The sequence below is a fragment of the Streptococcus orisratti DSM 15617 genome (assembly GCF_000380105.1).
Classification (GTDB): Bacteria; Bacillota; Bacilli; order Lactobacillales; family Streptococcaceae; genus Streptococcus; species Streptococcus orisratti.
In genome coordinates, this window is the sequence record NZ_KB904474.1 from 16872 (window position 1) to 28502 (window position 11631).

9 protein-coding genes are annotated in these 11631 nt (G+C 38.7%); 4 read left to right on the forward strand and 5 right to left on the reverse strand.

The genetic code is table 11. From position 1 onward, the window contains the following. Positions 1-272 precede the first annotated feature (272 nt). Positions 273-1964 (forward strand): arginine--tRNA ligase, encoded by a 1692-nt coding sequence (gene argS, locus A3I7_RS0106990; RefSeq protein ID WP_018376075.1) that lies wholly within the window; start codon positions 273-275, stop codon positions 1962-1964. Between the two features lie 55 nt (positions 1965-2019). On the opposite strand, the gene A3I7_RS0106995 is transcribed toward argS, so the two are convergent. From A3I7_RS0106995 to aspS, 4 genes are all read right to left on the reverse strand, one after another. After that, the gene (locus tag A3I7_RS0106995; RefSeq protein ID WP_018376076.1) at positions 2020-2892 is read right to left on the reverse strand and encodes a YitT family protein; all 873 of its coding nucleotides are present in this window, start codon (positions 2890-2892) and stop codon (positions 2020-2022) included. 162 nt (positions 2893-3054) lie between these two features. After that, positions 3055-3936, reverse strand: coding sequence for a YitT family protein (locus tag A3I7_RS0107000; protein ID WP_018376077.1), 882 nt, complete (start codon positions 3934-3936; stop codon positions 3055-3057). 15 nt (positions 3937-3951) lie between these two features. Next, positions 3952-4890, reverse strand: a complete 939-nt coding sequence (locus A3I7_RS0107005; RefSeq protein WP_026217172.1) for a YitT family protein — start codon at positions 4888-4890, stop codon at positions 3952-3954. Further along, positions 4886-6634 (reverse strand): aspartate--tRNA ligase, encoded by a 1749-nt coding sequence (aspS, locus tag A3I7_RS0107010; RefSeq protein ID WP_018376079.1) that lies wholly within the window; start codon positions 6632-6634, stop codon positions 4886-4888. Before aspS ends, A3I7_RS0107005 begins: the two co-directional genes overlap by 5 nt. Positions 6635-6878: 244 nt before the next feature. Here aspS and A3I7_RS0107015 point away from each other — a divergent pair, with 244 nt between their 5' ends. Continuing rightward, positions 6879-7286, forward strand: a complete 408-nt coding sequence (locus A3I7_RS0107015) for a helix-turn-helix domain-containing protein (protein ID WP_026217173.1) — start codon at positions 6879-6881, stop codon at positions 7284-7286. A 12-nt stretch (positions 7287-7298) separates the two neighbouring features. Then, on the forward strand, positions 7299-7622 hold the full coding sequence (locus A3I7_RS0107020; RefSeq protein ID WP_018376081.1) for a hypothetical protein: 324 nt from the start codon (positions 7299-7301) through the stop codon (positions 7620-7622). Positions 7623-7651: 29 nt separating this feature from the next. On the opposite strand, the gene hisS is transcribed toward A3I7_RS0107020, so the two are convergent. Continuing rightward, entirely contained in the window at positions 7652-8929 is a 1278-nt protein-coding gene (gene hisS, locus A3I7_RS0107025) for a histidine--tRNA ligase (protein ID WP_018376082.1), read from the reverse strand. Positions 8930-9206: 277 nt separating this feature from the next. On the opposite strand from hisS, the gene A3I7_RS0107030 reads away from it, so the two are divergent. Beyond that, a complete protein-coding gene (locus A3I7_RS0107030) occupies positions 9207-11231 on the forward strand; it encodes a 4-alpha-glucanotransferase (RefSeq protein WP_018376083.1) in 2025 nt (674 codons plus the stop codon). Positions 11232-11631 lie beyond the last annotated feature (400 nt).

Genomic DNA, 11631 nt, shown 5'->3' on the forward strand with positions numbered 1-11631 from the left:
GGAAACGAAGCCGACGATAGAACTTGAGTTCATCAAGGCAAGTTGACAACGGATAATTTTGATTTTCGAAGAGTATGAGTATTTTTATTTTATCGTTAATTATGTTTACCTACCTAATATTAACTTCTTACAAGAAAATACAATTTTTGTTTAGGTTTAGAAATCTAAGAGTTTACTTTTTTGAATTTTATCTTTTTTAAACGTTTTCTGGCTCTACAGCTCTGCTTTTTTATGATAAAATAGTATGACTACACTATTATGAGGAGACTTTCATGGATACCAAAATACTCATTGCCCAAGAAATTGCTAAAGTTGTTCCCGAACTTGAGCAAGATAATATCTTAAAACTACTCGAAAAACCTAAAAATACTGATATGGGAGACTTTGCCTTCCCTGCCTTTTCTCTGGCAAAAGTGTTACGTAAAGCACCTCAGATGATTGCTACTGAAATCGCCGAGAAGATTGATACCTCTGCTTTTGAAAAGGTTCAAGCAGTTGGTCCTTACATTAATTTCTTCCTCGATAAATCCAAAGTTTCAGCCGATGTCCTTAAACAGGTCATCTCAGAAGGTCGGAACTACGGTCAGCAAGATTTAGGACAGGGACGTCATATCGCCTTTGACATGTCTAGCCCAAACATCGCTAAACCCTTCTCTATCGGTCACTTGCGCTCCACTGTCATTGCCGATAGTTTGGCTAATGTCGTTGAGAAACTTGGCTATAAACCTGTCCGTATCAATCACCTAGGTGATTGGGGTAAACAATTCGGAATGCTTATCGTAGCCTATAAAAAGTGGGGTGATAAGGCAGCCGTTGAAGCTAATCCGATTTCAGAATTGCTAAAACTTTATGTCCGTATCAATGCCGAGGCAGAAAAAGATCCTACGATTGATGAAGAGGCACGTGAATGGTTCCGCAAACTTGAAGCAGGTGATCAAGAGGCTACCGAACTTTGGCAATGGTTCCGTGACGAAAGCTTAGTTGAATTCAATCGTCTTTATAAAGAACTTGATGTCTCCTTTGATTCCTATAATGGCGAGGCCTTTTATAACGACAAGATGGACGAAATAGTGAATCTTCTGGAAGAAAAAGGCTTGCTAGTAGAGTCACAAGGTGCACAAGTGGTTAATCTTGAAAAGTACGGCATTGAACACCCAGCTCTTATAAAAAAATCAGATGGGGCAACACTTTACATCACTCGTGATTTAGCTGCAGCCCTCTATCGCAAACGTACTTATGATTTCGCACAAGCCGTCTATGTTGTCGGAAACGAACAAGCTGCTCACTTCAAACAGTTAAAAGCAGTTCTAAAAGAAATGGGCTATGATTGGTCAGATGATATGACCCATGTAGCATTCGGACTTGTAACAAAGGGTGGTAAGAAACTCTCGACTCGCAAGGGTAATGTTATCCTCCTTGAGCCAACCATTGCTGAAGCTGTCAGCCGTGCTCAAGCGCAGATTGAAGGAAAAAATCCAAATCTAGTAAATAAAGAAGCCGTTGCTCATGCAGTTGGAGTGGGAGCTATCAAGTTTTATGACCTTAAAACCGATCGTATGAACGGTTATGACTTTGATTTAGAAGCCATGGTATCTTTCGAAGGCGAAACCGGACCTTACGTTCAATATGCTCATGCCCGTATCCAATCTATTTTACGAAAAGCCAACTTTACACCAATTGTCAACCAAGTTTACAGTTTAAACGACCCTGAAAGTTGGGAAATTATAAAGCTAATTCAAGACTTCCCACGCATCATCAACCGTAGCTTTGACAATTACGAACCATCAATCATAGCAAAATTTGCCATCAGCCTAGCACAGGCCTTTAACAAATATTACGCTCATACTCGTATTCTTGACGAAAGCTCTGAACGTGATAGTCGCCTAGCTCTCTGCTACGCAACCGCAACTGTTCTAAAAGAAGCTTTACGACTCCTTGGTGTTCAAGCACCTGATGAGATGTAATAATAAAAGATATTTCAAAAATCCCAAATTCAAATGAATTTGGGATTTTTATATTCTAACTTTTATCGTAATTTTTTCGTCGAATCTTAAAATCAGAAGAAACTACCTCATCAACATCAATAATAGAAATAAAAGCATCAGGATCAAGCTCTGCCATTATTCCCCGAACATCACGCACCTCACTGGGGTTAAGGACAACATAAAGAATATTAAAATCCGCTCCCGAATATGCACCCTGTCCCTTTAAATAGGTAACTCCTCGATTTATTTCATTAAGAATTGCTTCTGCAGCTTCTTCAGACCTTTTCGTAATAATAATCATACCACGAACGGTGTAACCACCATTTTGGACAATTGTTAGAACTTGGCTGAAAACGAAACTTGCAATTAAAGTGTAAAGCATATGTTGTAAATCTACATAAGACAACGAAGCTAGTAAGACAATAGCATCAATAAACAGTAAAGTTTGTCCCAGTTTAAAGCCCATTTTTTCTTCTGTTACTCGACCAATAATATCGGTACCTCCTGTTGTAGCTCCGTAACGAAAAACTAAACCACTTCCAACTCCAGAAAAAAGCCCAGCTACAATAGCCACTAACATCATATCGTTACGAAGGGGAATTTCGATTGGAACGCACTGCCATATCCAAATAAAAATAGACATGAGTACTGTCCCATAAATCGTTAATGCTAGAGACTTTTTCCCAAGAACTTTTGCCCCTAAGATAAAAAGTGGAATATTAAAAACCAAAGAAGAGTAGGCTGGATTGATACGGTACAAGGCATGAATAATCAAGGTCACACCTGCAACTCCACCTTCTGCTAGTTCGTGAGCCATATTGAATTTAACAAAACCAAATGTATAAATGGCTATCCCCAGAGCAATGAGAAGCAACTCTTTCGTTTTCGTTAAAATTTCTTTTTCCATATTACCTCACCTTATCACTATTCTTCAAATATAGTCACCCAGCTCAGCTTTCATGATTTTTCAAATCGTTTTTTTCTAGATCAATTTCCAATTAAAGTTTGGTAATAAAGCTGAAAACTATAAAGATACTACAAAAGACCATTGCCTAACATGGTTTAATTATTATTTTTTTATTGGACGCTTGTATTTGCTCCTAGCAGCCACGAACTCTGGACTCATGACTTCATCAATGCTAAAGACAGAAACAAAAGCCATCGGATCTAACTCTCGTATCATGTCCTTGGTTTCTCTCACATCCTGCGGGCTCATCGCCACATACATGACTTGCTTTTCTTTTCCAGAATAGGCTCCCTCACCTTTAAGATAAGTAACCCCTCGTCCAAGTTTTTCCATAATCTGTTGAGAAATTTCTGGAGCTTGATCTGAAATAATCATCATACCACGTACAGAATAGCCACCGTTTTGAATGATATTAACCACTTGACTGTACATAAAACTAGCAATCAAGGCATACATCATCTGGGGAATGGTAATGTAGGTCAATGATAGTATCATCACAAAAATATCAAATCCGAGCAAGGCTTGATTAAGCTGGATTCCAAACTTATCTTCAATGACACGAGCGATGATATCAGACCCGCCAATTGTTCCACCGTATCGAAAAACAATACCACCACCTAGCCCTGCTATGGTTCCCGCAATCAAAGAGACAACCAAATAATCCTGTTGCAAATCAACGATTAAAGGAATTTTCTGAAAGAGCCAGATAAAAAAGTAAAGAGAAGCGATACCTTCAAGTGTATAAACCATAGCTTTTCGACCAAAGAGATAAGCTCCTAAAATAACCAGCGGAAGATTGATAAGATACCCCGAGTACGTTGGATTCACCCCAAACAGAGCATGAAAAACAAGCGTTAAACCAGCAATCCCGTTCGCCGCAACCTTATTTGCCATGTTAAAATAAACAAATCCAAAGGCATAGATGGCTGCGCCTAACGCAATGAAGATAAAATTTTTCAGACGAAATGTATAATCAATCTGCATTTTCCCTTACCATTTCTAATCAACGTCAACAAAACGTCCCATAACATGGACATTTTCAGCTATGGAAACAAAGGCTTTTGGGTCTGCCTTTAACATGAGGTGCTTAAAATCATTATATTCCTCACGAGTAATAATAGTGATTAGCACTGCTTTTTTCTCATGATTGTATGTTCCTTCAGCATCATTGATACAAGTAACACCTCTATGGAGTTGCTTATGAATTTTACGCGTAACCCGATCTGGATTGCTTGTGACAATCATGGCTTGCATTTTCTTTTGTTTGGTGAAAAGCGCATCCGTCACACGACTAGAGACAAAGATGGTAACCATCGAATAAAGAGCATATTGCCAACCAAATAAAAGACCCGCAAAAATCATGATAAGTCCATTAACCATAAGAGAGATATTTCCCACATCACGACCTGTTTTTTTACGGATTGTCAAACTAACAATATCAGTTCCACCGCTTGAAATTCGGGATTTTAAGCCATAGCCAATCCCAGTTCCCATGACCAAACCACCAAAAATTGCATTGATGAGCGGATCTGTTGTCAACGTAATCTGTGGCATAATTTGGATGAAAAGCGAACTCATGGTTACTGTTATAAAAGTGAAGATTGTAAATTTATGACCAATTTTATACCAAGCCAAAATTAAAAGTGGGAGGTTGATTGCATAAAAAGTCAGCGATACAGGAACGGTAAATCCAAGCAAATGGTGACTCAGAGCTGACACCACCTGTGCTAGTCCAGTAACACCACTTGAATAGACATGACCTGGCTGAAAAAAGAAATTAACCGCAATTGCCGACATCAAGCCATAAAAGAGAGAAGCGGAAAACTTCTCTGCATATTTTTCTTTGGAAATACTCCGAAGAGTACGCCACAATCCGAATTTTTTTGCCCATCGGCTAATGACAAACTTACTTCGTTTGTATAAAGATGCTTTTTTAATCATTGCTATCGATTGATAATGCTAATTCATCTAACTGTTTATCTGAAACGACACTTGGTGCCTGAGTCATTGGATCAGAAGCTTTGTTATTTTTAGGGAAGGCAATCACTTCACGGATGTTATCCTTACCAGCAAGTAGCATAACAAAACGATCAAGACCTATCGCCAAGCCACCATGCGGTGGAAAACCATAGTCCATAGCTTCCAATAAGAAGCCAAATTGTTCATTAGCTGCTTCAGTTGAGAAGCCTAAAGCCTTGAACATACGTTCTTGCAATTCTTTTTGATTTATCCGTAGACTTCCACCACCAAGTTCATAGCCATTCAAAACGATATCATAGGCGACTGCACGAACTTTAGCGAGATCACCTTCAAGCTCATGCGCTGTTTCTGCTTGCGGTAAAGTGAATGGGTGATGGGCAGACATGTAGCGTCCTTCCTCTTCTGACCATTCAAACATCGGCCAGTCTACAACCCAAAGGAAGTTGAATTTCGAGCCATCAATTATGTTGAGCTCTCTAGCAATACGCGTCCGCAAAGCACCCAGTGTCGCATTTGCGATTTCAAGCGTATCTGCTACAAAAAGAACTAAGTCATTCTCTTCAAGTTGTAAAGTTGCTGTCAACTTGCCTTCAATACTTGTCAAGAACTTAGCAATTGGACCATTTAAGGAACTATCATTATATTTAACCCAAGCTAACCCTTTAGCGCCATATTGTTTAGCAACATCTGTCAATTTATCAATAGCTTTGCGAGAATACTTATCAGCATTATTTTTCACAACAATGGCTTTGACCGATGGTGCTTCTGAGAAAACTTTGAAGTCAACTTCCTTGACAATATCTGTCAAGTCCTGTAAAAGCATATCAAACCGAGTATCAGGTTTGTCTGAACCATAGTTATTCATGGCATCATCATATGCCATACGTGGGAATGGCAGTGTAACATCAATCCCTTTGGTTTCCTTCATAACACGAGCAATCATTCCTTCTGTAATGTCTTGGATTTCTTGCTCTGAAAGAAATGATGTTTCCAAGTCAACTTGTGTAAACTCAGGTTGACGGTCTCCACGCAAATCTTCATCACGGAAGCATTTAACAATTTGGTAATAGCGATCAAAACCAGCATTCATCAAAAGTTGCTTGGTGATTTGCGGACTTTGTGGAAGCGCGTAAAAATGACCTTGACTAACACGGCTTGGCACCAAATAATCACGCGCACCTTCTGGTGTTGATTTGGTCAGCATCGGTGTTTCGACATCAATAAACTCCAACTCATCTAGGTAGTTACGAATACTATGTGTTACAGCTGCACGTAATTTAAAATTACTGAGCATTTCTGGGCGTCGAAGGTCTAAGTAACGGTAACGTAAACGGGTATCATCACTAGCCTCCATACCATCTTTAATTTCAAAAGGCGTTGTTTTAGCTGTATTTAGTATAGTTAAGGCAGATACTTTCAACTCAACGCTACCTGTTGGCAAGTTAGCATTTACCTGCTCACGCGCAGCAACCTGTCCACTTACTTCAATTACAAATTCATTACGTAAGCTTTCAGCAGTTGCCATAACATCAGCAGAAACCTCCTCAGGATTGATGACCAACTGCATAATCCCTTCACGATCACGAAGGTCAATGAAAACCAGCCCACCGAGGTCTCGACGACGACCCACCCAGCCTTTCAACGTGATTTCTTGTCCGATATGTGTCGCGCGAACGCGACCAGCATACATTGTACGTTCCATGATATACATTCTCCATCTAAAATATTCATTCCCATCTATTATAGCAGAAAGCACACAAAAACCCCACCCATTGTGGGGACTTTTTTAGGTTTTTAAAGAAATAGCAGAGCTAATTTGTTAAAACAGGCTTGTCAAAAAATTTTGTCATTCGAAAACCACAGTTGTCAACAATATTTGATAGACAAACGGGATGAAATCTTTTACACTAAGAGTGAGAAAAGGAGAGGTTAATATGACAGAAAATATCAATGTTGGACAAAAACTGCAGATGGCTCGTAACAAACAAGGGCTAACACAGGAACAAATAGCTCAACAACTTCAAGTTTCTCGCCAAACAATTTCTAATTGGGAGAATAATAAGTCATATCCTGATATCGTTAGCCTTATTACACTAAGTGAGCTTTACCAAATTAGTCTTGATCAACTTCTGAAAGGAGACAAAGCTATGATTGAACATTTATCAAAAAGTACTAACACTGTCGCTAGTAATCGGCGCTTATTAACGGCTATTATTTTAAATATCATTATTTTAATTGCATTTATTTTGTTTAATAGCCTCATTACTCAAAATACTACTTTGCTTTTCACCTGCTTCTTAATTGCTTTAGCAAGTACAACTTTCCTTTTTTACCAAATTATCAATCGCATTTAGGAGGTGATTTACATGCTTTTATTTGTTAGTCTTGGTTGTAGCGTTATTATTCTCTCAGGTATCTATTTGACATATCAACTTTTTCAAGTCGTTTACCTTGATGCCCAGTATCGCCATATCAAGAAACCTAAATTATGGGCCTGGTTTTCTATTAGCGGTCAACATAGCGAAGGGCTTATTCTTTATCTTCTTACACGAAAAAAACATCCAAGAGATGCGTTCTCCGATGATGACTTTCTAGCCTTTCAAAAAGGCAAAAAGAAAGCAATTGCGGCATTTATCTTTGAAGTGATTGGCGTAGTTCTATTTCTTATCGGTATTTGCTTTTATCACTAAAAATCAGCTAGAACAAGTCTAGCTGATTTTTATACTAATGTTTTAAAAATTTCAGCAAAATTGCTATTAATTTCTTCAAATCCAACGGTGATCTCTTGACGTGTCTTATTATTCTTAAGTGTTACTTGCCCAGCCTCAATTTCACTTTCACCTAGGGTAATAATCGTTTTTGCTTTGAAGTAATCTGCTGATTTGAATTGCGCTTTGATTTTGCGCTCAAGGTAATCACGCTCTGCTGAGAACCCTTGATGGCGGATAGCTTGTACTAACTCTAAAGCTTTGCTATTAGCCTTATCCCCTAAAACAGCCAAATAGACATCCAGACTTTGCTCAAGCGGTAACTCAATACCTTGTTTTTCCAATATGAGAAGAAGGCGCTCTAAACCTAGTCCAAAACCAAATCCTGGGGTAGTTGGTCCATCAAAATACTCTACCAATCCATCATAACGACCACCAGCACAGATAGTGAGTTCAGATTTGTCAACTTTTGTGATAAATTCAAAAATGGTGTGATTATAGTAATCTAGACCTCGTACCATATTGGTATCAATGACATAAGGAATATTTAAAACTTCTAGCATACTACGCACAGCATCAAAATGAGTTTGGCTATCTTCATCAAGATAATCTAAGATTGATGGAGCATTTTCCACCGCAACCTTATCTTCCTTCTCTTTAGAATCCAGCACGCGTAGAGGATTTTCATCCAAGCGACGTTGGCTGTCTTTTGACAAAGAATCACGCAACGGTGTCAAATAGTCAATCAAAGCTTGACGGTAAGCTAGCCGACTTTCCGTATTCCCTAGACTATTGAGATGCAGGGTTACATCTTTAATACCAAGTTCTGTGAAAAGTTGGTAAGCCATGGCAATAGTTTCAACGTCTGTAGCTGGATTGCTGGAACCAAAGCACTCCACGCCAATTTGGTGGAACTCACGTAAACGACCAGCTTGCGGACGTTCGTAGCGGAACATCGAGCCAATATAATACATTTTGACAGGTTTCTGAACCTCTGGTGCAAAAAGTTTATTTTCCACATATGAACGCACTACTGGTGCTGTTCCTTCTGGACGCAAGGTAATGTGTCGATCCCCCTTGTCGTAAAAATCATACATTTCTTTTGTTACGATGTCAGTCGTATCGCCCACTGAGCGCGAAATGACTTCGTAGTGTTCAAATAATGGCGTACGAATTTCACCATAATTATATTTTTTGAATGTTTCACGTGCAACATTTTCTACATACTGCCATTTTTCTGATTGTCCTGGCAGAATGTCTTGAGTTCCTTTAGGTTTTTGAAGTTTCATTTTATGATATAAAGGCTGTCTCCTACTAGCTAAAACAGTAACATTTTTCTACATAATGATTGTGTTTTCCTTGTGGAGACTGTGTTTTTTCTCAAAAACACCCTTTTAACCCTCACCTTTCACTTAAATTCTTTTCTATTTTAACATAAAAAAAGCATCTTATAAACGTAGGTGAGCCATTTTTATGAAATTCTCATCTTCTGTTACAATTCTATTGCAATTAAGACCCTGAAAGGGTATAATTAAAACAAAGAAAACGCTTGCTGGGGGAGATTTTATGGCTACTAATTTTTCATTTAGACCATATGGAGAAAAGGCTTATCACACAGGTACTGCTATACCTGTTTTTTCATTAAAAAGCGACCGTGATTTTGGTATTGGCCAATTTAGTGACATTAAATTATTAGCCGATTTCTGTCATCAGGCTGGGCTTGATCTGATTCAACTGTTGCCAGTTAATGACACAACTGTAACAAAAACTTCTAAGGATTCTTCTCCTTATACAGCCATCTCGGTATTTGCTCTTCATCCTATTTATCTTGATTTGGAACCCCTTATTAAACATTTAGATACGAAGACGCTTAAAAACTACGAGGCAGAGAAGAAACGTCTCAATGAACTTAGCGAAACAGATTATGCTGCTGTTATCACTGGAAAATTAAAATATGCCCGCCTAGCTTTTGATGCTGTAAAAAAGGATCTACTCACTGACATTGCTTTTAAGACTTTTGTTAAAGACAGACAATTTTGGTTACCTGCTTATGCCACCTTCAATTATTTACTAGAAACATTTGAAACTAAAGTTTTTGACCAATGGGCGGGTTATGAGAAATTTAGCCAAGAAATTTTTGAAAGTCTCTGTCAGGATGACAAGGTCAGCGACTTCATCAATTTTCAATTTTATTTGCAATATTTGCTCCATCAGCAGCTTTTAGAAGCTAGTGACTATTGTCATTCTTTGGGAATTGCTCTAAAAGGAGACATCGCCATTGGCGTTGGACGCTATTCAGTCGATGCATGGGAAAATCCTGACCTCTTTAATCTGGACATGCAAGCTGGGGCTCCACCAGATGCTTTTTCAACCACTGGACAAAACTGGGCGCTACCAACCTATAATTGGTCTGCCATTGAAGCAACTGATTTTCAATGGTGGAAAGATCGCTTGAAAACTATGGCAACCTACTTTGATGCCTTCCGTTTGGATCATATTCTCGGATTCTTCCGTATCTGGGAAATTCCTGAGACCTCTGTTCGTGGTCTGCTAGGTCATTTTACACCCGCTAAAGGATTCACCGCCGAGGAAATTGAATATTTTGGTATTCCTTATCGTTCTTGGGGGGGAGATGCTCGCTTCACTCAACCTTTTATTAAGGACTGGGTGATTGATCGTATCTTTGGTCGCGATAATCGCGATATGGTTATTCAAAATTACCTCAACTACATCGGTTTTGAAAATTATGAGATCAAAGCTGAATTCCAAGATCAACGTGTGTTACAAGAATTAGATATTGATGAAAATATTCGTCAAGGTCTCTATCAGTTGACTGAGAATGTTGTCTTTATCAAAGACCATGCAAACCCAAATCTTTATCACCCACGTATTGAACTCATGGATACAATTTCCTTTGCAGAATTTGGCCATAACGTTCAACAAACACTGCGATGGATGCACGATGACTATTACTACAACCGCAACAACTATTTCTGGAAAGAAAAGGCATTCGAAAAATTACCCGCTTTGATTACTTCGACAGATATGCTTGCTTGTGGAGAAGATCTAGGCATGGTTCCTACAACCGTCCCAGAGGTGATGGATGAGCTGAAAATTTTAAGTCTGGCTGTGGAACGCATGCCTAGTGATCCTAGTCAATTTGTTCAAAATCTTGATAACTTAGATTACCTCTGCGTTGCTACACCATCCACTCATGATACCGCTACGCTTAGACAGTGGTGGGAAGAAGACTACGAAACTAGCCAAAATTATTATTCTAATGTTCTACACTGGTATGGGCCAGCACCACATCCTATTAATCATGATGTGATTCGTGAAATTATCCGAAGACGCTTTGACTCAAATGCCATGCTGGTTATAGTCCCCTTACAAGACTTATTTGCTTTAGCTCCAGAGACAACTATCGCTGATATCAACAGTGAACGTATTAATGATCCGAGCGATCCATTAAACAACTGGAATTATCGTATTCATCTGCCATTAGAGGAGCTTTTACAAAAAACAGACCTAATCGGAAAGATTTCTGAGCTCTCTCACACAACACGTCGATCGTACCATCATGTTTACTAGAAAAAAATATTGACACGAACTTTGAGAAGCGAGGCTGGACTTTTTGCCTAGCCTCTTAATTAGGATTGGAACATAAAAACGAGAATACTCAATACCATTAGTATGACTATTGGCATTAGTGTGGTGTCTAAGATGCAACCTCCACTACCTGTTCTTTATTCTAATAAGTTGGAAGAAAGACTTCAAAAGGTCAAATCCTCTGGTAGACAATTATTTAGGATATTTTTGATTTTTCTAGTGGATGTCGTTTTTATATTAAGAACTCCGCAGGAAATGGTCTGATAACTGAATTTAGCGGTAAATTCTCAAAGTAAGTTCTAGTTCCCGTCCTTCCAGAAGTTACTCTGAGAAAACTGCATAAAACCAACAGAATTTAGTCTCAGACTAAGTTCTGTTTTTG

Coding starts and splice junctions, on each gene's coding strand:
- A3I7_RS0107020 (WP_018376081.1), top strand. CDS start 7,299: ATGCTTTTATTTGTTAGTCTTGGTTGTAGCGTTATTATTCTCTCAGGT.
- aspS (WP_018376079.1), bottom strand. CDS start 6,634: ATGGAACGTACAATGTATGCTGGTCGCGTTCGCGCGACACATATCGGA.
- A3I7_RS0107000 (WP_018376077.1), bottom strand. CDS start 3,936: ATGCAGATTGATTATACATTTCGTCTGAAAAATTTTATCTTCATTGCG.
- A3I7_RS0106995 (WP_018376076.1), bottom strand. CDS start 2,892: ATGGAAAAAGAAATTTTAACGAAAACGAAAGAGTTGCTTCTCATTGCT.
- argS (WP_018376075.1), top strand. CDS start 273: ATGGATACCAAAATACTCATTGCCCAAGAAATTGCTAAAGTTGTTCCC.
- A3I7_RS0107030 (WP_018376083.1), top strand. CDS start 9,207: ATGGCTACTAATTTTTCATTTAGACCATATGGAGAAAAGGCTTATCAC.
- hisS (WP_018376082.1), bottom strand. CDS start 8,929: ATGAAACTTCAAAAACCTAAAGGAACTCAAGACATTCTGCCAGGACAA.